Genomic DNA, 21,124 nt, shown 5'->3' with positions numbered 1-21,124 from the left:
TCTGGTGCGAACAAATGGCAGGACACAACTGGAGGCGCAGTCTTAGTGCGAGTTGCGGCGTGGTATATCGTGTTGATGATGACAGGCATGGGGGTCGCCCAGGCAGAGTCGTCCGTGCGTCCGTCTTTAAAGACGTCCCCCGGTTTGCAAGTGCGCAAACTCCAGGAAGAGGACATGGCTGTCTATTTAATAGGCGACCAGATGAAAACGCTGCAGGACGGCACCTTGCGTCTGGAAGGCGGTGCTCAGGTTCGGCGCATTGACTCTGTGGTCAAAGGCGACCGGATCGACTATCAGGAAAAAACCGGCCAGGTGCAAGTACGTGGCAACGGCTTGATCATGCGTGACGGCGCGTTGGTGCGCAGCCAGGAATTTGATTACAACCTGAATGCAGATACCGGACGCATGTCCTCCCCGGAGTTCTGGCTGGGGGCCACGGGTGGCAGGGGGACGGCGACGCAGGCCGATATTCTCAGCTCCAATCATATGCGTCTGTCTGACGTGAATTATTCGGGTTGCCCGTGCCCCGAGCCGGCCTGGTATATCCAGTCGTCCAAGGTCGATCTGTATTCCAAGGAAAACGAAGGGGTGGCGCGTAATGGCGTTCTGTACTTCAAGGGTGTCCCCCTGCTGTACTCCCCCTACCTGACTTTCCCGCTGCGTAAAGAGCGCAAGTCGGGTTTTCTCTTGCCTACCTACGGCATGACCTCACGTGGTGGTCTGGACCTGAGCGTGCCGTATTACTTGAACCTGGCTCCGAATTACGATGCCACCCTGACACCTCGCTTCATGAGCAAGCGCGGTGCCATGCTGGGTGGTGAGTTTCGTTACCTGGGTGACAGCTTCTCCGGAGAGCTAACGGGTAACTACCTGCCTGATGACAAGGAGCTGGGCTACAAACGGTGGCTGTTCATGGGACAGTATCGCCAAAGCCTGCCTGCCAGCTTTTATTTGAATGCCGATATTCGTCGGGTGTCAGATGATGATTACTTCCGTGATTTCAGCAGCTTTGGCCTGAATGATTCAACTATCCAGGATCTGGCCAGTACGGTGACACTGGGGTGGGGCGGTTCCAAGTATTTCCGCACTCATGTCAGCGCGACGCGCTATCAGACCCTGCAGGACTCCTCTACCTCGTACCGCCAACCGCAATACGACAAATTGCCTGAATGGTATTTGGGGGCATCCCGTTATAACTGGGGCGGTTTTGATGTGGTCAGCGATAACTACGCGACCCGTTTCCGCTTGCCGTTCTACAGCGGTAACCTGAGCGAGTTCGACTCTATGCGCAGCACGCGTCTGGCCCCAGATGGCACGCGTTTTTCGTCTTATACAACGGTGGCTTATCCTGTCATTCGTCCTGGTTGGTACATCACGCCCAAAGCAGGCTTGCACATGAGCCAATACCAGACAGACTGGTATGTGGGTGACCCCAATATGGCCAGGTATGCAGGCCGCTCTCGTACGCAAAGTCGCGTGCTACCTATCCTGTCTCTGGATACGGGCATGACTTTCGAGCGCGACACCACCTTGTTTGGCAGTAACTCCATTCAGACTTTGGAGCCGCGTGTGTACTATTTGTATGTACCTTATCGCGACCAGTCTTCGCTGCCCTTGTACGACACCAGTCTGGCCAGTTTCAACTTTGCCCAGGCTTTCAGCGAAAATATTTTCTCTGGCGGCTGGGACCGTATTTCCAATGCGAATCAGGTGACGGTGGGGGTGACTTCCCGCTGGCTGGATGCCGACACGGGCTATGAACGCCTGGTTCTACAGGCTGCTCAACGTTTGTATTTCGACAAACAAACCGTCACCTTGGGTGATGAAAAGGCGCGTACCAGCACGCGTTCCGACTATCTGGTCGGTGCCAGCGCCGCCTTGACCAATACGTTCTCGGTCAATTTCGATGCACAGTTCAACCCGGACGAAAAACGCCGCAACCGTTTGGCTTCCGGTATCCGCTGGCGTCCCAAACGCCTGGCGACATTGGGCGTGAACTATCGTTATGAGCGTGACCCGCGTCAGGTTGTGGATCCTACTTTTACGCCTACTGATGAAGATCATCGTGGCAAGGAGTACGTCTCCATGATGGGCCAATGGCCCTTGAGCAACAAGCTGTATGCGGTGGGACGTTATGATTACTCCATCCAGGAAAGCCGTGGTACACAAACGGTGGTGGGCCTGGAGTACAAAGGTGATTGCTGCTGGGCGGCGCGAGTGGTTCTGCAACGCTATGCGGTTTCGGCTAAGGAAACCAATAAAGCCATGTTCTTCCAACTGGAGTTGTCCGGTTTGGGCGGCATTGGCAACGACCCTATTAAAATGTTGCGAGATCGCGTGATTGGCTATGAACCTATCTCGGACCCCGTACAGGAAAAAATGATTCATGAGAGGTATGAATAATATGCGTTTCAGCTTGAAAAACCGCAGCCTGTCATTGGCTTTGATGGCCGTCATGGGGCTGGGCACGGCTCACATGGCTCAGGCGCAATCCCAGCCCGCTACAAACAAGGCGGCACCTGCTGCTGGCTCCCAATTTGTGGATGGTATTGCTGCCGTGGTCAATGACGAGGTCATTACCTTGCGTCAAGTTGACCTGGAAGCGACCCAAGTGCTGGAACAGCTCAAGCGCCAAAAAATCCCTACTCCTGAGCAAGACGTGTTGCGCAAACAGGTTTTACAACGCCTGATCAACGAGCGTCTGGAGCAGCAGGAAGCGCGTGCCATGGGTATTTCCGTTGGCCCCCAGCAGGTGGATGAAGGCATACGCATGATTTCCTCGCGCAACAATATGACTGAGGCCCAGTTGCGTGCTGAAATCGAAAAAAATGGCATTAGTTGGGAACAGTATCGTGCCAACTTGAAGCAGGAAATTCTGCTTGATCAGTTGCGTATGCGCGCAGTCGACAGCAGCATCAATATTACGGATGCCGATATTGATATCTATCTGCGCTCTCAAGGTGGTGCGGGCTTGGGTAATCTGGGGCAGTCCGCGGCACAAAGCCAAAATGCGCCCGTTGCCCTGGCGCAGATTCTGGTGCGGGTGCCTGAAGGCGCGAACGCCAGTGAAGAGGCTCGTTTGCGGTCTAAAGCCGAAGGCCTGTTGGCCCAGGTTCGCTCGGGTGCAGACTTTGCCGGTTTGGCAGCATCCAGCTCGGACGGTCAGGAGGCGCTGAGTGGTGGTGTGATGGGAGCTCGTTCCCTGTCCGACTGGCCTGATTTGTTTGCACAAGCTGTTCATAACCTGGCGCCCGGCCAGGTTTCCGACCTGATCCGTAGTGGTCAAGGTTTTCATATTCTGAAGGTGCTGGAGCGTGGCGGTGCTGCCCCAGGCAATACCTCGCCCGTGGCCAGTGCAGCATCGGCTCAGTCGGGCCCCATGATGGTGACCCAGACTCATGCGCGCCATATTCTGGTCAAGCTCTCCAAGGTCATGACTTCCGAGCAGGCTCGTCAGCGTATTGAGCAATTGCAAGTACGTTTGCGCAACGGTGAGTCCTTCCAGGATCTGGCCAAGCGTTACTCGGAAGACAGCAGTGCGCCACAGGGAGGTGATCTGGGTTGGCTCTCGCCCGGCGAGACAGTACCTCCGTTCGAGCAGGCCATGGACAAGCTGCAACCAGGCAGTGATAGCGCTGTGGTGGAGTCCCAGTTTGGCTGGCACCTGATCCAGGTTATCGAGCGTCGTACTCGTAATATGGAAAACGAGTACAAGCGTATGCAGGCTCGTCAGGCCCTGTTCCAGCAGCGCGCTGAGCCTGCTTTTGAAGACTGGCTGAACAGCTTGCGTGGCCGTGCTTACATTGATAACCGTTTGGACCCCGAGTCCAGCACCCGCCGTCGCTAAGGACAGGTATGGCCCAGCATCAGGCGCGCAAACGCTTTGGACAGAACTTTCTGGAAGATGAGGCCATCATTGACCAGATCATCCGTGCGATTGGCCCTCGGCCAGTCGATAATATGGTGGAAATTGGTCCGGGCCTCTCGGCGCTGACCCGACCACTGACGCAGGCGCTGGAACGCTTGCGCGTGGTCGAGATTGACCGTGATCTTGCCGCCCGCTTGCGTCATCATTATTCGCCCGACAAGCTGGAAATCATTGAGGCTGATGCCTTGAGCGTGGACTTCGGTGCCTTGGGCCCGAATCTACGTATTGTGGGCAATCTGCCTTACAACATTTCCAGTCCTTTGCTGTTTCATCTGCTGGACTACGCCGATGCCGTGGTAGACCAGCATTTCATGCTGCAACGGGAAGTGATCGATCGCATGGTCGCCAAACCCGGCTCCTCGGATTACAGCCGACTGTCGGTGATGTTGCAGGCACGCTATCGCATGACCAAGCTGTTTGAAGTGCCGCCCGAGGCCTTCAACCCGCCGCCGCGAGTGGTGTCGGCCGTGGTGCGCATGGTGCCTTTGCCTGCTGACCGTGTCCAGGCTCGTGATGCAAAGGTATTCAGCCAAGTTGTGGCTCGCGCATTCGCCCAAAAGCGCAAGATGTTGCGTGGCGGCCTGGGTGACTGGACACCGCATATTGATTGGCAGGCCCTGGACATTGCGCCGACCAGTCGTCCGGCCGACTTGTCCTTGGAGCAATACATTGCACTGGCCGATCACCTGATGGATAAGGGCGTGATATAAACCGCCTGATAGAAAGAGCGTCGTAATGAATGACACCCCAACAATTGGACCTGGATCCCGTTTTGGGGTGTTTTTCATGGTGGGCCATGTGAAGGCCATTCGTCATTGAAGTCATCAACCCTGCTTGGCTGAGTCTGCTGGGGCAAAGCCTCTTGCCTTTACGTCGAGCCCCAGGCTCCTAGCCGAAGAACCAATAACAAACGGCGATGGCGGCCAGTACGCCGGCCAGATCGGCAATCAAGGCGCAGGAAACCGCGTGTCGGGCCCGTTGTATGCCGACTGCCCCAAAATACACGGCCAGCACATAGAACGTGGTCTCGGTGCTGCCTTGTACCGTTGCCCCCAGCAGTGCCGGGAAGCTGTCCACACCATGATGCTGCATGGTTTCGATCAAGAGGGCACGGGCGGCACCAGCCGAGAAGGGTTTTACCAGGGCTGTTGGCAAAGCATCAATAAAACGCGTATCCAGTCCGATCAGGTTGACCAGCCAGCGGATCATGTCCAACACGATATCCAGGGCGCCAGAGCTGCGCAGTATGCCCACAGCACACAACATGGCAACGAGATAAGGCAGTAAATCCTTGGCAACGCCAAAGCCTTCTTTGGCACCTTCTACAAAGGTTTCATACAAAGGAATCCTGCGGCGCCAACCCATCAGCAGGAATAGCCAGATGATGGATAGCAAGGTCAGGTTGCCCAGCAGTGAGGACAGAGACTGGATGGCCGCCGCACTGAGCGTGGCCAGCAAGGCCATGAAGGAGCCCAGGATCAACGCAAACATGCCGAACCATACCATCAGCACTGGATCAAGCAGACGCAGGCGCTGTACCAGGGCCACGCTGAGCAGTCCGGCCAACGAGGAGGCGGTGGTGGCCAACAGAATGGGCAGAAATACCATTGTGGGATCAGGCGCCCCTTGTTGGGCCCGGTACATGAAGATACTGATGGGAATCAGCGTCAGTGAGGAGGTATTGAGCACCAGAAACAGGATTTGGGCGTTGGTAGCGGTGTCCGGATGCGGGTTCAGTGTTTGCAGTGACTTCATGGCCCGTAAACCGATGGGTGTGGCCGCATTGTCCAGGCCCAGGCCATTGGCCGCGAAGTTCAGGGTGATCAGCCCCAAAGCGGGGTGACCGGCGGGTACGCCGGGCATCAGGCGGCTAAATAGCGGTCCCAGCCAGCGGGCCAGGGTATCGATCAGCCCAGCCTTCTCGGCAATCTTCAAGAAACCCAGCCACAGGGTGAGCGTGCCAAAAAGCAGCAGCATCAGTTGTACGGACAGGGCAGCCATATCAAACAGGCTGCGCACCATCTGTGCAAAAATTTCGCTATTTCCCCCTACCAGCCACTGGTACAAACCGCTGACGGCGGCAATCAGGAAGAAAAACAGCCAAAGAGTATTGAGCATAGTGTTGGCAGTAAACAGGGCAGGGACAAGCCAAGCTAGATTGTCGCAGAATCCAGGCGGATTTTAACGGCTACGGTATGTAAGGGAGGCAGCACAAATAGTCGCAAACCATGATTTGGCGACGTGTATTCGGGGCTTGACGTTGAAATGACAGAATAGGGAATGAAGCGAATCGTTTTTATTCAAATGGATGATTCGAGATGGCACGTTTTCAGGTGCAAAAAGCGTGAAGGAGTCGGCAAAGTAGCAGCGTCTTGGGTGTCAGGCTGCATGGTCACTTTTGGTGGCAGTGAGTTCACCATTGCTCACGTAGCCCCAAAGGGGACTCTCTGCTGCTGCAGTTGTCTGCTTTAAGGGCCCAGGTAAGTCTGGTTGTGTTTTCGGGCGCTTCAGTGCTTGTTCATGGTTCACCATGATCCCCCAAGGGGTGATGTCCAATCCTTGGGGGGGTGTTCAGCGTGTAGCTGGTTTCGTCTGCCTTAATCCACGCGCCCTTTGGCCTGGATCAGTTCAATCTTGTAGCCGTCTGGATCTTCCACAAACGCAATCACGGTGGTGCCGTGCTTCATGGGGCCGGCTTCACGTACGACCTTGCCGCCGCGGGCCTTGATGTCCTCACAGGCTTTGTAGGCATCAGGCACTTCCAGAGCGATATGACCATAGCCATCGCCCAGATCATACGAGGGAGTGTCCCAGTTGTGGGTCAGTTCCAGCACGGCGGCTTCGGACTCGTCCTGATAGCCCACGAAAGCCAGGGTGAAGCGGCCATCCGGGTAGTCGGATTGGCGCAGCAATTTCATGCCCAGCACTTCGGTGTAAAAGGCCAGAGAACGGTCCAGATTGCCGACACGCAGCATGGTGTGCAGGATACGCATAAGGTAGAGCTCCTAGAGTTCAACCTGCCTTAAAGCAGGGGCAGGGTGCCTGGATCATATTGTCGTAACTGATTACGCGCATTGACAAAATCAGGGTAGAGCGTTTCGACCAAGGCCCAGAAACGTGGGCCGTGATTCATCTCTTGCAGATGCGCGACCTCGTGAGCGACGACGTAATCAATGATGGATGGGTGAAAGTGTATCAGGCGCCAGTTCAGCATAATCGTGCCGTCACTGTTGCAGGACCCCCAGCGTTTGGCAGGCGCAGCCAGCCGTAATTTGCTGGCACTCAAACCCGACAGGTTCAGATAGTGTTGCAGCCGCTGTTCAAACCACTGTTTGGCCTGTTTCTGCAGCCAGGCCTGGGTCAGCTCCTGAACCCGCTGTGGTTCGGCACCGACGGGCAGAGGTAGTGACAGGCCTTGACCTCGTTGAACCTGGCCGGGCTGTCCGTCGAAAAATACCTGCTGAATCTGCGGGTTCAGGCTAAGGCGGATGGGCACCCCCATAAAGGGCAGGGTATCGCCATCAACCCATTGCAGGCTTTGCAAGGCCAGTTGTTCGCGACGTTGCTGGTATTCGCGCAGCTTGCGCAGGATCCAGGCGCTTTTGCTGTGCAGCACTTGTTCTGCCTGACTGATCTTGACCCAGGAGGGCAGGGCAACGGTCAGGCCACTGTCGTTGATGGTCAGGCCCAGGGTACGGCGGCGGGAGCGTTTGAGCTGATAGCCAATGGTGTGGCCATCCAGCTGCACCTGCTGCCATTGCACGCCTTCCGGCAAGCTTTCGGGCCGGACAGTCAAGGCACTTTTGGGGGGCAGAGCAGAACCGGCGGGCGGTTTTTCTGGCCGCTGCGCCGGGTGGGGAAAGGCCGTGTCAGGAAACAGGGCCAGTTGTGGGGGGACCGTCATAGCGTTCCGGGTTCAAGACGCGCATTTCGGTTTCAATCCATGTCTGTACGCGCTGGTTGACTTCTTCAGGGCTCAGCCCGGTGGGATCAATGGGCGGACCAAAGGAGATAGTAACCAAGCCCGGCGTCTTGATAAAGGCATTGCGACGCCAGCATTCGCCCGCATTGTGCGCTACGGGGATGACTGGCGTACCGGTACGGCAGGCCAGCAAGGCGCCGCCCATTTTGTAGCGGCCAGTTGCACCAGGGGCGGTACGAGTCCCTTCCGGGAACAAGAGAGGCCAGCGGCCTTCGTCAATGCGCTGCTGCCCGATCTTGATGACTTGTTCAAAGGCATCCCGGCCTTTGGCGCGATCAATCGGGATCATGCGCAGCAAGGCCAGTCCCCAGCCAAAGAAAGGAACCTTGTGCAGTTCGCGTTTGTAGACAAAGCAGACCTGACGCGGCATATAGGAAGGAAAGAACAGTGTTTCCCAGGCCGACTGGTGCTTGGACAAGATGATGGCCTTGCCATCGGGCAGGTTTTCCCAGCCTTTGGTTTGCCAGCGTATCCCTAAAATCGTGCGGGCACCCCAGACAGCCAGACGCGGCCAGCCGGTGGTCACGCGGTAGCGTACATCCAGTGGCAGCGGTGCCATCAGCAGGCTGACAAAGGCATAGGGGATAACGGTAATCAACAAGAAGAGTTGATAAAGTGAAGCGCGGATAATGCCCATATCAGTTTCCGTGGAGCCATTTGTCGACAACAGCGGCCAGATCGGCCTCGACGCGCGTGCCGTCGGGCAAGCCGCCTTTCTCTAGGGTACGCAGGCCTTTACCCGTCTGGACCAGCCAGGGTGTACAACCAGCTTCGCTGGCCGCTTGCAGATCGCGCAAGGAATCGCCCACCGAGGGTACGGTTTGCAGGTTTACTTCATAGCGACGTGCAATGTCTCGGAACATGCCAGGGGCCGGTTTGCGACAGGTGCAGCCCTCATCCGGGCCGTGCGGGCAAATAAAGATGGCGTCGATAAAACCACCCAGCAAGGCCAGCTCGCGGCGCATCTTGGCATGGATGGCGTTCAGCGTGGTCATGGAAAACAAACCGCGTGCCAGGCCGGACTGGTTGGTGGCAATGACCACCTTCCAGCCGTTTTCGGTCAGGCGAGCCAAGGCCTCCAGACTGCCTGGAATGGCCTCCCACTCCTGTGGGCTTTTGATAAAGGCATCGCTGTCATGGTTGATGACACCGTCCCGATCAATGATGGCAAGTTTCACTAGTTAGCCAGCCTGGAAAGATCCGCAACCTGGTTCATCAGTGCATGCAGTTTGGCCAGCAAGGCCAGACGATTGGTACGGATGGCAGGGTCTTCGGCCATGACCATGACGTCCTGGAAGAAGGTATCCACGGCACCACGAGCCTGGGCCAGCGTTGCCAGAGAAGCATCAAATTCACCAGCCTCAAACTGCGCCTGGGCAACAGGCTGCAATTGCTGAATCTTGGCAGCCAGCTCGCGCTCGGCAGGCTCGACCAGCAGCTTGTCGTCCAGTGTTGCCAGTTCGCCTTCGGCTTTCTTGAGCAGATTGCTGACACGCTTGTTGGCGGCAGCCAGGCTCTCGGCTTCTGGGCGTTGCGCAAAGGAGGCGCAAGCCTGAATACGGGCGTGAACCTGTTCCAGTGGCGGACGCAGGGCCAGCACGGCATCCACCACGCTGCGTTCGTAATCGTTGCTGAGCTGGTTGCGGTAGCGTTCGTAAATAAAGGCTTGAACCGCCTCTACTGTGTCAGCAGCCAGGATGCCATTCTTGAAGAAGGACGCAGTGGTGTTCAGCAGCGTATCCAGATTCAGGCTGTTGGCCTTCAACTGGGCACCGGCTTGCAACTGTTCGTAGGCGCTGATCAGGCCCAGAGCCGCACGGCGCAGGGCGTAGGGGTCGCGCTCACCTGTAGGCGCCAGACCAATGCCCCAGATACCGACCAGAACTTCGGCACGTTCGGCCAGGAACAGAATGGCTTGGGTCAGGCTGGCTTCTGTGACAGGCTGGTCCAGACGGTGACGGTATTGCTCGCGAATCGCCAGCACGATGTCCCCGGGCTCGCCATCGCCTTGGGCGTAGTAAGCCCCCATCACACCTTGCAGTTCGGGGAATTCGCCCACCATATTGGAGTTCAGGTCCGCCTTGGCTAGCAGGGCGGCACGACGGGCGTGCTCTTCATTGGCACCCAGTTGCTTGGCGATGTAGCCAGCCACGGATTGCAGACGCTCGATACGGTCCAACTGCGAACCCAGCTTGTTGTGGTACACGCTGCCCGCCAGCGTGGAAACACGTTCGGCCAGAGTCTGTTTGCGATCGGTTTCAAAGAAGAACTGGGCGTCCGCCAGACGGGGGCGAACCACGCGCTCGTTACCTTCGATGATGTTGCTGGGATCGTCCACCTTCATATTGCTGACGATCAGGAAGCGATTGGTCAGCTTTTGTGTGGTGGGGTCAAACAGCGGGAAATATTTTTGATTCAGACGCATGGTCAGAATCAAACATTCGGAAGGCACTTGCAGGAATTGTTCGTCGAACTGGCCCACGTAGACCGTGGGGTATTCGACCAAAGCCGTGACTTCGTTCAGCAGGGCTTCCACTTCGGGATCGTTGCCCAAGGTGGAGTTCAGGCGTTTGGCTTCGGTTTCCAGATCTGTGCGGATTTGTTCACGGCGAGTCTCGAAGGACGGAACCACCCAGCCTTGTTCCTGGACTTGTGCGGCCCAACTATCGGCATCACGGATGTCGAAGGGGGCATCACACATGAAGCGGTGGCCGTGTGTCTGGCGACCAGCTTGCAGGCCCAGGGCACTGACGGGAACGATGTCCGACCCCCACAGGGCGACCAGACCGTGAGCAGGGCGCACAAAGCGCACGCTGCTGACACCATCGGCCAATTGGTAGCGCATCACTTTAGGGATGGGCAGGTGGGTAATCGACCATTCCAGGGCTTCCTGCAGACCGTCTTTCAAGGCAGCACCAGTGGCAATGCCGCTGGCGTACAGGTAGTCCTGTTTGCCATCGGATTCGCGCAGCAGGTCGCTGGCTTTCAGATGCTCCAGGCCTTTGGCGGCCAGACGTTTGGCCAGAGCTGGGGCGATCTCGCCGTTGGCATCCAGGCCAATATGGGCGGGCATCAGTTTTTCGGTGTAAGGCTGATCTTCGGCTTGCTGGTAAGCAGCACTGAACCAGGCAGCCAGACGGCGTGGCGTCGCGTAAGCGCGCACTTCGCAGTCTGGAGCCAGCAGGGCTTGTTCACTCAAGACTTTCTGCAGACCTTCACTAAAGGCCTGCCCCAACTGTTGCAGCGCCTTGGGGGGCAGTTCTTCGGTGAACAGTTCAATCAGCAAAGGCTGTGTGGTGGAGGCGTTCATTACTTGGCCTCCGAGGATGTGTTGCTCAGCATGGGGAAACCTAGGCGTTCGCGGGAGTCGTAGTAAGCCTGTGCGACAGCGCGGGACAGATTGCGGATACGGCCAATATAGGCAGCGCGCTCAGTCACACTGATGGCGCCGCGGGCATCGAGCATATTGAAGGTATGGGCCGCTTTCAGCGTTTGCTCGTAAGCAGGCAAGGCCAGCGGTACGTCAATGATGCGCTTGGCTTCGGCTTCGTAGTCGTTGAAATGCGCAAACAGCACATCGGTGCTGGCGTGCTCGAAGTTGTAGGTGGATTGCTCCACTTCGTTCTGGTGGAACACGTCGCGGTAGTAAATGCGCTGACCGTTGTGACCTTCGGTCCAGACCAGATCGTAGACGCTTTCCACGCCTTGCAAGTACATGGCCAGACGTTCCAGACCATAGGTGATCTCGCCCGTGGTAGGGGTGCAGTCCAGACCGCCTACTTGTTGGAAATAGGTGAACTGGGTGACTTCCATCCCGTTGAGCCAGACTTCCCAGCCCAGACCCCAGGCACCCAGTGTCGGGTTTTCCCAGTCGTCTTCAACAAAACGGATGTCGTGCGCCTTGGGGTTGATGCCCAAGGCTTCCAGCGAGCCGATATACAAGTCCAGAATATTTTCGGGGGCGGGTTTGAGCACGACCTGAAACTGGTAATAGTGTTGCAGGCGGTTGGGGTTGTCCCCGTAACGCCCGTCTTTGGGGCGGCGCGAAGGCTGCACGTAGGCAGCGCGCCAGGGTTCGGGACCAATGGCCCGCAAAAAGGTTGCCGTATGAGAGGTTCCGGCACCGACTTCCATATCGTAGGGCTGAAGCAGAGCGCATCCGTGCTTGTCCCAGTATTGCTGGAGCGTAAGTATGATTTGCTGAAAGGTGAGCATGAGCAATGGCCAGTAAAGCGAGAAGCTGCAAAATTTTTCTATTTTAGCGTGAACTGCGCCCTTGCAGCAGAAAAGCGCCCGCAGTGCGCTATTTTGGCCGTCCGGGCCATGGGCAAGGCCGCTAGGTACCAGGCGGTCACGTTGTTTTTAGACGTATCATATGCGTTTGTCCAAATACGGCTTATTTACTGACCTGAGCTTGAAACAAAATCTCGGGCAGCAATCTACAGGAGGCTAGGTCCATGAGTGAACTTGTCACGCTTGAACGTATCGGCAAGGTGTTGTTGATTACCTTGAACCGTCCCGAGGCACGCAATGCCATCAACCTGGAAACGGCGCAGGCGCTGGCCCAGGCTATGGATGAGTTCGATGCCGACCCCAGCATTGCCGTAGGCGTGCTGACCGGTGCCAACAATACGTTCTGCGCCGGCATGGACTTGAAAGCCTTTGCCAAGACAGGCCAGCGCCCCTATGTAGGCGACCGCGGCTTTGCCGGTATTTGCGAGCGCCCGCCTGCCAAGCCGTTGATTGCCGCCGTGGAAGGCTACTGCCTGGCCGGTGGTTTTGAAATTGCCCTGTCCTGCGACCTGATTGTGGCGGCCGACAGCGCCAACTTTGGCCTGCCTGAAGTGAAACGCGGCATTGTCCCCGGATCAGGGGGCATGGTGCGCTTGCCTAGCCGTGTTCCTTACCACATGGCCATGGAAATGGTGCTGACCGGTGGCATGTACCCCGCCGCCCGCATGGCAGAACTCGGTCTGGTCAGCCGTCTGGCCGAGGCTGGCAAAGCCACCGAGCAGGCCCTGGCACTGGCCGAGCAGATCGCCGCCAACGGTCCTTTGGCCGTGCAAACCGCCAAGAGCATCATTTCCCAGTCGCGCGACTGGCGTCAGTCGGATCTGTTCGATCTGCAACGCCCTCGTATCGCCGGCATCTTTACCTCTGCAGACGCCAAGGAAGGCGCGACGGCTTTTGCCGAGAAGCGCGAACCTGTCTGGCAGGGCAAATAGTTTCCCCTTGTTCATCCCGTTTTTTATATAGACGCCACCATGACCACGATCAAAGAAGACGATCTGATTCAGTCCATCGCTGATGCGGTGCAGTTCATCAGTTACTACCATCCCACCGACTATCTGGAACACCTGGCCCGCGCCTATGAGCGCGAGCAGAACCCGGCGGCCAAAGATGCCATCGCCCAGATCCTGACCAACTCGCGCATGTGTGCTGAGGGCCATCGCCCCATCTGTCAGGACACCGGGGTGGTGAACGTATTCCTGAAAGTGGGTATGGGTGTGCGCTTTGATACCAAGCGCTCCTTGCAGGAGCTCTGTGACGAGGGGGTACGTCGCGGTTATCTGAATCCCGATAACCCGCTGCGGGCCTCCATCCTGAATGACCCCTTGTTCACGCGTAAAAACACGCGCGACAACACACCCTGTATTGTGAATGTCGAACTGATCGCTGGGGATCAGGTCGACATTCAAGTCGCAGCCAAGGGTGGTGGTTCGGAAAACAAGAGCAAGTTCGTGATGCTCAACCCCAGCGATTCTCTGGTTGATTGGGTACTCAAGACCGTTCCTACGATGGGCGCTGGCTGGTGTCCTCCGGGCATGCTGGGTATTGGCGTTGGCGGCACAGCCGAAAAAGCCATGCTGATGGCCAAAGAAGCCCTGATGGAAGACATCGATATGTACGAGCTGCTGCAACGCGGCCCGCAAAGCAAGTTGGAAGAGCTGCGTATCGAGCTGTATGAGAAGGTCAATGCGCTGGGTATTGGCGCTCAAGGTCTGGGCGGTTTGACCACTGTGCTGGACGTGAAGATCAACACCTTCCCGACCCACGCGGCTTCCAAGCCTGTGGCCATGATCCCCAACTGTGCGGCAACCCGTCACGTGCATTTCTCGCTGGATGGCAATGGCCCAGCCGAGCTGGCACCTCCACCGCTGTCGGCCTGGCCCGACATTCACTGGGCACCGGATTACAACAAGTCCCGCCAGGTGAACCTGGATGAGCTGACCCCTGAAGAAGTGGCTTCCTGGACGCCCGGTCAGACCTTGCTGCTGTCGGGCAAGATGTTGACTGGCCGTGACGCCGCTCACAAGCGTATTCAGGACATGCTGGAAAAGGGCGAGTCCCTGCCTGTGGACTTCACCAACCGCGTGATTTACTACGTCGGCCCGGTTGACCCTGTGCGTGACGAAGCCGTGGGTCCTGCAGGCCCAACCACTGCCACTCGCATGGACAAGTTCACCGAGATGATGCTGGCCAAGACTGGCCTGATCTCCATGATCGGCAAGGCCGAGCGTGGCCCAACCGCCATTGAAGCCATTCGTGCTCACAAGTCGGCTTACCTGATGGCCGTGGGGGGTTCCGCTTACCTGGTGTCCAAGGCCATTCGCAATGCGAAAGTGGTGGCTTTTGAAGATCTGGGCATGGAAGCCATTTACGAGTTCGAGGTTCAGGATATGCCTGTCACTGTGGCCGTGGATTCGCAAGGCGTGTCCGTACACAACACTGGCCCTGCTGAGTGGCGCAAGCGTATTGCAGAGATCTCTTTGGTCGCTGTGTAAGACGTGAAGCGGGAAGCTTGGGCTTCCCGGCGCTATCGATAAAAAACCCGCATGGGTGTTTCTGGTCTGCTTGTAAAAGCAGGGGCAGTACAACACGCAATGCGGGTTTTTTTATGGATGGTGTTTATGTGGCCTTTACTGGCTTGTCAGGACATTTCGGCTTTTGGGACGGCTCATCATCGCCGCAAAAACCAGGGCTATATAGTTCTCGCTGTTTAAAATGAACAGCGAGAAGTCGCGTCAAACAGGATTTGATTTGCTGATTTGCCTGCCGCTAGAAGCAGATACTCCCAGGCCTGCTCTTTGTCTGGACACTGGCTACTTTTAGCATCATCCGTTCAGGACTTGATCAGCAAGCCGCGCAGTAATAAATCCAGTGCAGCCAGCCCTTTTACCAGGCGGGCATCGCCATCCTCTCCCTGCGCAATCCAGAATGCGGCTTCGGCCAGACTGCCGTAGATCAGGGAAGCCAGGGCGTGGGGATCAGCCTGTTCAATCCGGCCTTGATCCATTAGCGCCTGTATCAGGCCTTCCATGGAACCTACACAATGCTGATGTGATTCGGGTGAGGCGCCCCCCAGTACGGCCTTGGCATCGCACAAGACAATGCGCTGCATTTCCGGCTCCAGCGCCATTTCCAGATAGGCATGGCAGCGGCGCACAAACCCTTCCCAGGCATCGTCGGCATTGTTTGAAATAGCCTGCAGGCGTTCATCCATTTCCGCATCAATCTGATCGACTACCGCGGCCAGCAACCCTTTTTTGTCACCGAAGTGGTGGTAGAGCGCGCCGCGTGTCAGACCTGCTTGGGCCGTCAATTCGTCCATGGATGTGTCGGCATAACCACGTTCTGCAAAGAAAGTGCGAGCGGTGGCCAGCAGCGTGGCGCGGGTTTCTTCCATCTCGGCGCGGGTACGGCGAGCCATCGTTTCTCCTTATATACGGACTGAATGTATATTTACATGCGATGCGTATGTATATATTATTTTAAACATACGCCTTGTATGTATTGTCGATGCATCACCGTGTCGTGGCAAGCGGGCGTTCACGGAGAATGTAATGGCTCAGCCTTATCGAGAACTTTTTGCTGCGCCCGGCACACGGGGTTTCGCCCTGGCCGGGCTGCTGGCCAGGATTCCACTGCCCATGATAGGGATAGGAATCATCACCATGCTGTCGCAACTGCGGGGCAGCTATGCCTTGGCGGGGGCGGTGTCCGCCACTTTTGTCCTGAGCTATGCGCTGCTATCGCCCCAAGTATCCCGTTGGGTGGACCTGCATGGGCAAAGCCGTGTTCTGTCGCTGGCAACAGCCATCAGTGTGCTGGGCCTGCTGCTCTTGTTGGGGGCGACCTGGTGGCAAGCGCCTGATTGGATCTTGTTTGCAGGCGCGGTGCTGGCCGGTTTCATGCCCAGCATGTCGGCCATGGTACGTGCCCGCTGGACGGCTATTTACCGTGGTCAGAATCGCTTGCAAACGGCGTATTCGCTGGAAACCGTGCTGGATGAAGTCACCTTTATTGCCGGGCCGCCTTTGTCGGTGGGTTTGGCTGTCGCGGTGTTTCCACAAGCGGGTGTGCTGGCTGCTGCGCTATTGCTGATTGCCGGTGTGTCGGCTCTGTTGTTGCAAAAGGGGACTGAGCCGCCGATTCTGGCGCAGGAGCAGGGCAGTTGCTCTTCGGTCCTGCGTCTGAATAGTGTGCGTTTGCTGGCTTTGCTGATGGTCGCCATGGGTGTGATCGTGGGCACCGTGGATATGGTCAGCGTGGCCTTTGCCGAGCAGATGGGGCAGCCGGGGGCGGCCAGTCTGGTGCTATCGGCTTACGCCTTGGGTTCTTGCGTCGCGGGTCTGGTGTTTGGTGGCTTGAAGCTGAATATCCCTTTGCACCGCCTGCTTTTGATAGGTGGTTTGGCTACCGCTGCCACGACTTTGCCTTTATTGCTGGTGGCCAGTGTGGCGCAGTTGGCAGGGGCGGTCTTGCTGGCTGGTCTGTTCTTTGCTCCCACCATGATTGTGGCTATGGCACTGGTCGAGCAGGTGGTGCCGGAGCAGCAGTTAACCGAGGGCATGACCTGGCTGCTGGCTGGTTTGAATATGGGTGTGGCTATGGGGGCTGCCGCTTCGGGGCGGATGGTGGATCAAGGCGGAGCCAGCTCCGGTTTTATGGTCGCTCTGTATGCCGCTGCCGTCATTATTTTGCTGGCCTTGTGTAGCCAGTACTGTTTGCGCGGATCTATGGTGTCCCGTGCTTGTGCTGTCTAGTCTTTCTTTTCAAGCTTTCATGATCAATATTTCTTCTCTAGCAATGGCCGGGGTGGCCAGCAAAAGGCGGTCCTGGCTGGGAGGAAAGTTTGTGAATGCCTATGGCTTGAGTACACAGCAGGTACGGGCAGGCTTCGCCTCTTTTGTTGTGTTTTTGCTGCTTTTCGGAATAATTTTGCGATAAAAAACCTGGGCGAAAAAACTGGGCCCGTACTGATTTTCCTTGGCTGGCAAGGGCGCAAGCGCGGGTTATTGCTTATTGGAGTCTTGCTCAAGCACTGCGACGATGGCGGTCAGAACTCCTTGAAATATTCTGTACATTGTTATGTTGTACGGTATAGGGATGCTTTCTGGCTGACCCTCTGTATGGGCACACAACGCCGGTATGGATGGTCTTAATTAAGGGCCTTGTATGACGCAACTTCAGTGCTCCACAACTCTTCCGCAGCTCAACCCCACTATTTGGAACACGCTTGAGCTCGTGCGCTTACGCCAAACTCCTTGGCACAAGAAACAAGCCGTTTTTGAACAATTACAGTCGCTGGGATTAGTCCAGGCCATCCCGCAAACGACGCAGACGCCTTCTCCTTTTCCCGCTCCCCTGATAGCCATGCTGACCGAACAAGGGCGGCAATTGCTGGAAGCCCGATCCAACCATCAGGATGCGCTGATCAAGCTTTTGGACGCCTAGCGCGCACAGCAGCATTAACAAGCCGGTGTCAATGACAGCGGCCTGTACAGCGTTTGAAGGGAGTTTTTCTTGCTCGCTCCAAGGGAGCTAGCCGGGGCAGAGTCACCCCTTACTTCAGTCACCCGTCGCCTTGTCATGTATTTATGATGCAACAAGGCGACTAGTGAATTTTGCGTGGAATTAGTCCAGACGCCGGATACCTTGGCCTCTTACCGACTCCAGCAGGGCGTTTATGTGCCCTTGAGCCAGTTCAAGTTCAGGGGCCAGATCGGCCAGCGGAACCAGCACAAAGGCACGCTCGTGCATGCGGGGATGGGGCACGATCAGTCGTTCTGTCTGGATCTGCGCTTGCCCGTAAAGCAATAGGTCCAGATCCAGGGTACGGGGTGCATTGCGGTACAGGCGTGTACGACCGTGCTCTTGCTCGATGGCTTGCAGTCTGTCCAGCAAGGCTTCGGGAGTCAGCTTGCAGGAGAAGCGCACGACGGTATTGACGTAGTCCGGGCCACTGGAATCGACGGGAGCCGTGCTGTAGAAGTGGGCCAGCGTCAGATCCTGGACGCCCACAGTAGCGGCTAGTTCAGCCGCTGCAGTTTCCAGGGTCTGTCGTGCTTCGCCCAGATTCGCGCCCATGGCGACAAAAACGGTGGTGCTGCCTGGAGTCACGATTCGCTTGCACCTGTTGCGTTGCTGCGCTTGGCATTGGAGCGTCGGCGGCGTGTACGGCGCTGACCGCTGCGTGAGCCAGTGGCGGCGGTGCCAGCGGGTTTACGCACGGCAATCATATTGCTGCGTTCTTCGTCACCGGCATCGGCCAGATCCATCCACCATTGTGCCTGCACGCTGTCGACCTCTTTGGCTTCAGCGCGTAGTTGTAAAAAGTCCACAGCGGCACGGAAACGAGGTTGTTCCGTCATGCGCCAGATGGCGCGATTGGCGATGCGTTCAAAACGGGGCTGCATGAACCAGATTTCGCGCATGTCCGATTGGAAGCGTTTTTGAATCGGCATGATGCGGCTTTGTTTCTCAAGAATCAGGTCGGCGGCTTCCAACAAGGCTTGCTGGGGGTGCATGTCCTGGGCGCTGCGTCGGTCCCACTCCTGCTTGACCAGCTTCCAGAGCAGGCACGCATAGATAAAGCTGGGGCTGACGGATTTGCCAGCGCGAACGCGGGTGTCGGTGCGGGCCAGGGCCATATCCAGAAACTCCGAGCCACCGGGCAGGCGCTGAACCGGTTCCACCATGGGCAAGAGCTTGCTGTGCAGATCCAGAGCCTGCAGGCGCTGGATGCAGTCCATGGCGTGGCCGCAGTTCAGCAGCTTGAGTGTTTCGTCAGCCAGGCGGGATTCGGGCACATTTTCGATCAGGCGCGACAAGGAGCGAATTGGCGCGTCCGTTGTGGGTTCGATGGTGGCATCCAGCTTGGAGGCAAAGCGCACGGCACGCAGCATGCGGACCGGGTCTTCGCGATAGCGGGTTTGCGCATCGCCAATAATGCGCACCTGACGGTCTTTCAGATCGGCTACCCCGTTGTGGTAGTCGATAACGGTTTCGGTCAGGGGATCGTAGTACAGCGCGTTCAGCGTGAAGTCACGGCGTGCGGCATCGTCTTCAATGGTGCCGTACTCGTTGTCGCGCAGGATGCGGCCATGTTCGTCGGTTTGCTTGCCGCTATCGTCAGCCCGGAAAGTCGAGGTTTCGATGATTTCCTGGCCAAACACCACGTGAACCAGGCGGAAGCGGCGGCCAATGATGCGGGCGCGGCGGAACAGGGGGCGGATTTGCTCGGGTGTGGCGTTGGTGGCCACGTCAAAGTCCTTGGGCTCCAGGCCCACCAGCAAATCGCGTACCGCACCACCCACGACATAGGCTTGATAGCCTTCGTGGTTCAGGACCTCACACACTTTGATGGCATGGCGCGAGACCAGACGCCGGTCTATGCCATGTTCTTCCCGTGTGTAGCGGCGCGGCCCTTTGGGACGCGCGCTTTTGGCTGGTTTGAGCAGCCGGTCGACAAATGTTTTTATTGTTCGCTTGAGCATGCGTCTGATTTTACGATTTGCTGTCCATCATGTCAGCGAACAAATCGATGACGACCCAATTGCGTTCGGTAGCCACAGCGCGCAGCTTGTCGCTGGGGTTGGTAGCCACAGGGTCGGTCACCACTTCCATCAGGGGAAGATCGTTGGGTGAGTCGCTGTAGAACCAACTGCGCTCGAAGTCGCCCAGGGATTTGTCCATGGTTTGCAGCCATTGTTCCACACGGGTAATTTTGCCAGCCTGGAAGCTGGGCACACCGCTGATCTTGCCGGTGTAGCGACCATTTTTCATTTCAGGGGTAGTGGCGATCAGGTGGTCTACGCCCAGTGCAGCGGCAATAGGACGTGTCACAAACTCGTTGGTGGCTGTCACAATCGCCACCAGATGCCCTTGGTCCTGATGCTGGGCCAGCAGTTCGCGGGCAGCGGGGCTGATCGAGGGCAGGATCACGGCCTGCATGAATTCGTCTTGCCAGGCCAGCAGCTCTTCCTGGCTGGCATTGGTGAGCAGGCCCAACATGAATTCGGCCGATTCTTCGGCCGTCAACAATCCTTGGTTATAGCGTTCCATCAGGTCTTCATTCAGACGGATGGCTTCGGCAGGGTCACCAACACGGCCCGTGCGGGCCAGGAAGTCAGCCCACTGGTAGTCGCTATCTAAAGGAAGCAGGGTGTGGTCTAGATCAAACAGGGCAATAAAAGAAGAAGCAGTCATGACTCAACGAGAAGATTGGGTCTGGCTATTGGCCAGAAGTTCTTTGAGCAGGGGTAAAGTGATGGGGCGTTTCTTTACCAGTGAATAGTTGTCCAGCGCATCGATCAGTGCGCTCAAGCGGTTCATATCGCGATCGTAGTGAGTCAGTATCCAGCTAAGCACTTCCGCTTGCAGTTGCAGACCGCGGGCAGCGGCCCGCTGTTGCATGGCTTCGGCTCGGTGGGCGTCCGACAGGTATTCCAGTCTGAATACCAGGTCCCAACCCAGGCGGGTGCGCAAGTCCTCGCGCACCGACATGGTTTTGGGAGCCCGGTCTCCGGATACCAGCAGCGTGAAGGCGTCTTGCCGGGTGGCCGACTCGCGCCAGCGATTGTACAGTGCAAATACGGCAGCCTGTCCGTGCTCGTCAAATCGTTCGATATCGTCGATGGCCACAAGGCCGGGAGGGGCTTTGTCATCGGTGGCGATGTCAAAGATGGGCTGGGAGGGAGTATCTGAACTAAAATAGCGACTGTCGTCTTGACTGGCCATCGCCCGTAGCAGATGTGTTCGACCTGCGCCGGGCGGTCCCCACAGGTAAACCGCGCGTCCTGGACTGCACTGACGCAGAGCCTGCAACGCAGCCTGATTCGCTCCGGCAACAAAGTTGTCCAAAGAGGCAGGCGGTGCTGGAGATATATCCAGAATCAGTTGCTCGGTCATGTGTCGTACAATTTCGTCCA

At 57.1% G+C, this 21,124-nt stretch carries 20 protein-coding genes; 8 read left to right on the top strand and 12 right to left on the bottom strand.

Going from position 1 to position 21,124, the window contains the following annotated elements:
- Positions 1–45 precede the first annotated feature (45 nt).
- Genes ACDI13_RS06375 through rsmA form a run of 3 tightly spaced genes read left to right on the top strand, consistent with a single transcriptional unit; the run spans position 46 to position 4,638 of the window.
- Positions 46–2,403, top strand: a complete 2,358-nt coding sequence (locus ACDI13_RS06375; RefSeq protein ID WP_316989119.1) for an LPS-assembly protein LptD — start codon at positions 46–48, stop codon at positions 2,401–2,403.
- Complete coding sequence (locus ACDI13_RS06370; RefSeq protein WP_372373097.1) at positions 2,396–3,847, top strand: peptidylprolyl isomerase; 1,452 nt, start codon at positions 2,396–2,398, stop codon at positions 3,845–3,847. The genes ACDI13_RS06375 and ACDI13_RS06370 overlap by 8 nt, the downstream gene beginning before the upstream one ends.
- Before the next feature lie 8 nt (positions 3,848–3,855).
- Entirely contained in the window at positions 3,856–4,638 is a 783-nt protein-coding gene (gene rsmA / locus ACDI13_RS06365) for a 16S rRNA (adenine(1518)-N(6)/adenine(1519)-N(6))-dimethyltransferase RsmA (protein ID WP_316989117.1), read from the top strand.
- A 178-nt stretch (positions 4,639–4,816) separates the two neighbouring features.
- Here rsmA and ACDI13_RS06360 read toward each other — a convergent pair whose 3' ends face one another.
- From ACDI13_RS06360 to glyQ, 7 genes are all read right to left on the bottom strand, one after another.
- The gene (locus tag ACDI13_RS06360; RefSeq protein WP_316989116.1) at positions 4,817–6,046 is read right to left on the bottom strand and encodes a nucleoside recognition domain-containing protein; all 1,230 of its coding nucleotides are present in this window, start codon (positions 6,044–6,046) and stop codon (positions 4,817–4,819) included.
- Positions 6,047–6,525: 479 nt separating this feature from the next.
- Complete coding sequence (gene gloA, locus ACDI13_RS06355) at positions 6,526–6,921, bottom strand: lactoylglutathione lyase (protein WP_035271035.1); 396 nt, start codon at positions 6,919–6,921, stop codon at positions 6,526–6,528.
- A gap of 29 nt (positions 6,922–6,950) precedes the next feature.
- Positions 6,951–7,832 (bottom strand): SprT family zinc-dependent metalloprotease, encoded by an 882-nt coding sequence (locus tag ACDI13_RS06350; protein ID WP_316989115.1) that lies wholly within the window; start codon positions 7,830–7,832, stop codon positions 6,951–6,953.
- On the bottom strand, positions 7,798–8,547 hold the full coding sequence (locus ACDI13_RS06345; RefSeq protein WP_316989114.1) for a lysophospholipid acyltransferase family protein: 750 nt from the start codon (positions 8,545–8,547) through the stop codon (positions 7,798–7,800). Before ACDI13_RS06345 ends, ACDI13_RS06350 begins: the two co-directional genes overlap by 35 nt.
- Before the next feature lies 1 nt (position 8,548).
- Positions 8,549–9,088: a D-glycero-beta-D-manno-heptose 1,7-bisphosphate 7-phosphatase gene (gene gmhB / locus ACDI13_RS06340; protein ID WP_316989113.1), complete on the bottom strand. Its 540-nt coding sequence runs from the start codon at positions 9,086–9,088 to the stop codon at positions 8,549–8,551.
- Positions 9,088–11,220 carry a glycine--tRNA ligase subunit beta gene (gene glyS, locus ACDI13_RS06335; protein ID WP_316989112.1) on the bottom strand — a complete coding sequence of 711 codons (2,133 nt, stop codon included), beginning with the start codon at positions 11,218–11,220 and terminating at the stop codon, positions 9,088–9,090. Before glyS ends, gmhB begins: the two co-directional genes overlap by 1 nt.
- A complete protein-coding gene (gene glyQ / locus ACDI13_RS06330) occupies positions 11,220–12,125 on the bottom strand; it encodes a glycine--tRNA ligase subunit alpha (RefSeq protein WP_094195782.1) in 906 nt (301 codons plus the stop codon). Before glyQ ends, glyS begins: the two co-directional genes overlap by 1 nt.
- Before the next feature lie 242 nt (positions 12,126–12,367).
- On the opposite strand from glyQ, the gene ACDI13_RS06325 reads away from it, so the two are divergent.
- Positions 12,368–13,135 carry a crotonase/enoyl-CoA hydratase family protein gene (locus tag ACDI13_RS06325; protein ID WP_316989111.1) on the top strand — a complete coding sequence of 256 codons (768 nt, stop codon included), beginning with the start codon at positions 12,368–12,370 and terminating at the stop codon, positions 13,133–13,135.
- Between the two features lie 39 nt (positions 13,136–13,174).
- Positions 13,175–14,695 carry a fumarate hydratase gene (locus ACDI13_RS06320; RefSeq protein WP_042483647.1) on the top strand — a complete coding sequence of 507 codons (1,521 nt, stop codon included), beginning with the start codon at positions 13,175–13,177 and terminating at the stop codon, positions 14,693–14,695.
- A gap of 338 nt (positions 14,696–15,033) precedes the next feature.
- Here the strand turns inward: ACDI13_RS06320 and ACDI13_RS06315 are convergent, their stop codons facing one another.
- Positions 15,034–15,621: a TetR/AcrR family transcriptional regulator gene (locus ACDI13_RS06315; RefSeq protein WP_316989110.1), complete on the bottom strand. Its 588-nt coding sequence runs from the start codon at positions 15,619–15,621 to the stop codon at positions 15,034–15,036.
- 133 nt (positions 15,622–15,754) lie between these two features.
- Between ACDI13_RS06315 and ACDI13_RS06310 the strand changes: the two genes are divergently transcribed.
- From ACDI13_RS06310 to ACDI13_RS06300, 3 genes are all read left to right on the top strand, one after another.
- Positions 15,755–16,957, top strand: a complete 1,203-nt coding sequence (locus ACDI13_RS06310) for an MFS transporter (protein ID WP_316989109.1) — start codon at positions 15,755–15,757, stop codon at positions 16,955–16,957.
- Between the two features lie 19 nt (positions 16,958–16,976).
- A complete protein-coding gene (locus ACDI13_RS06305; protein ID WP_372372882.1) occupies positions 16,977–17,141 on the top strand; it encodes a hypothetical protein in 165 nt (54 codons plus the stop codon).
- Positions 17,142–17,438: 297 nt separating this feature from the next.
- Positions 17,439–17,648, top strand: coding sequence for a hypothetical protein (locus tag ACDI13_RS06300; protein ID WP_372372880.1), 210 nt, complete (start codon positions 17,439–17,441; stop codon positions 17,646–17,648).
- 180 nt (positions 17,649–17,828) lie between these two features.
- On the opposite strand, the gene folK is transcribed toward ACDI13_RS06300, so the two are convergent.
- Genes folK through hda form a run of 4 tightly spaced genes read right to left on the bottom strand, consistent with a single transcriptional unit; the run spans position 17,829 to position 21,104 of the window.
- Complete coding sequence (gene folK / locus ACDI13_RS06295; RefSeq protein ID WP_316989130.1) at positions 17,829–18,281, bottom strand: 2-amino-4-hydroxy-6-hydroxymethyldihydropteridine diphosphokinase; 453 nt, start codon at positions 18,279–18,281, stop codon at positions 17,829–17,831.
- 29 nt (positions 18,282–18,310) lie between these two features.
- The gene (gene pcnB, locus ACDI13_RS06290) at positions 18,311–19,690 is read right to left on the bottom strand and encodes a polynucleotide adenylyltransferase PcnB (protein ID WP_316989107.1); all 1,380 of its coding nucleotides are present in this window, start codon (positions 19,688–19,690) and stop codon (positions 18,311–18,313) included.
- A 10-nt stretch (positions 19,691–19,700) separates the two neighbouring features.
- Positions 19,701–20,402, bottom strand: a complete 702-nt coding sequence (locus tag ACDI13_RS06285) for an HAD family hydrolase (protein WP_316989106.1) — start codon at positions 20,400–20,402, stop codon at positions 19,701–19,703.
- 3 nt (positions 20,403–20,405) lie between these two features.
- Positions 20,406–21,104 carry a DnaA regulatory inactivator Hda gene (hda, locus tag ACDI13_RS06280; RefSeq protein WP_316989105.1) on the bottom strand — a complete coding sequence of 233 codons (699 nt, stop codon included), beginning with the start codon at positions 21,102–21,104 and terminating at the stop codon, positions 20,406–20,408.
- Positions 21,105–21,124 lie beyond the last annotated feature (20 nt).

The sequence above is a fragment of the Alcaligenes faecalis genome (genome assembly GCF_041521385.1).
GTDB lineage: Bacteria > Pseudomonadota > Gammaproteobacteria > Burkholderiales > Burkholderiaceae_B > Alcaligenes > Alcaligenes faecalis_E.
This window is presented reverse-complemented; position numbering and strand designations above follow the sequence as displayed.

Coding starts and splice junctions, on each gene's coding strand:
- hda (WP_316989105.1), bottom strand. CDS start 21,104: ATGACCGAGCAACTGATTCTGGATATATCTCCAGCACCGCCTGCCTCT.
- rsmA (WP_316989117.1), top strand. CDS start 3,856: ATGGCCCAGCATCAGGCGCGCAAACGCTTTGGACAGAACTTTCTGGAA.
- ACDI13_RS06320 (WP_042483647.1), top strand. CDS start 13,175: ATGACCACGATCAAAGAAGACGATCTGATTCAGTCCATCGCTGATGCG.
- ACDI13_RS06345 (WP_316989114.1), bottom strand. CDS start 8,547: ATGGGCATTATCCGCGCTTCACTTTATCAACTCTTCTTGTTGATTACC.
- glyS (WP_316989112.1), bottom strand. CDS start 11,220: ATGAACGCCTCCACCACACAGCCTTTGCTGATTGAACTGTTCACCGAA.
- gloA (WP_035271035.1), bottom strand. CDS start 6,921: ATGCGTATCCTGCACACCATGCTGCGTGTCGGCAATCTGGACCGTTCT.
- ACDI13_RS06315 (WP_316989110.1), bottom strand. CDS start 15,621: ATGGCTCGCCGTACCCGCGCCGAGATGGAAGAAACCCGCGCCACGCTG.
- ACDI13_RS06285 (WP_316989106.1), bottom strand. CDS start 20,402: ATGACTGCTTCTTCTTTTATTGCCCTGTTTGATCTAGACCACACCCTG.
- ACDI13_RS06305 (WP_372372882.1), top strand. CDS start 16,977: ATGATCAATATTTCTTCTCTAGCAATGGCCGGGGTGGCCAGCAAAAGG.
- ACDI13_RS06370 (WP_372373097.1), top strand. CDS start 2,396: ATGAATAATATGCGTTTCAGCTTGAAAAACCGCAGCCTGTCATTGGCT.
- pcnB (WP_316989107.1), bottom strand. CDS start 19,690: ATGCTCAAGCGAACAATAAAAACATTTGTCGACCGGCTGCTCAAACCA.
- ACDI13_RS06350 (WP_316989115.1), bottom strand. CDS start 7,832: ATGACGGTCCCCCCACAACTGGCCCTGTTTCCTGACACGGCCTTTCCC.
- folK (WP_316989130.1), bottom strand. CDS start 18,281: ATGGGCGCGAATCTGGGCGAAGCACGACAGACCCTGGAAACTGCAGCG.
- ACDI13_RS06360 (WP_316989116.1), bottom strand. CDS start 6,046: ATGCTCAATACTCTTTGGCTGTTTTTCTTCCTGATTGCCGCCGTCAGC.
- ACDI13_RS06325 (WP_316989111.1), top strand. CDS start 12,368: ATGAGTGAACTTGTCACGCTTGAACGTATCGGCAAGGTGTTGTTGATT.
- ACDI13_RS06310 (WP_316989109.1), top strand. CDS start 15,755: ATGGCTCAGCCTTATCGAGAACTTTTTGCTGCGCCCGGCACACGGGGT.
- glyQ (WP_094195782.1), bottom strand. CDS start 12,125: ATGCTCACCTTTCAGCAAATCATACTTACGCTCCAGCAATACTGGGAC.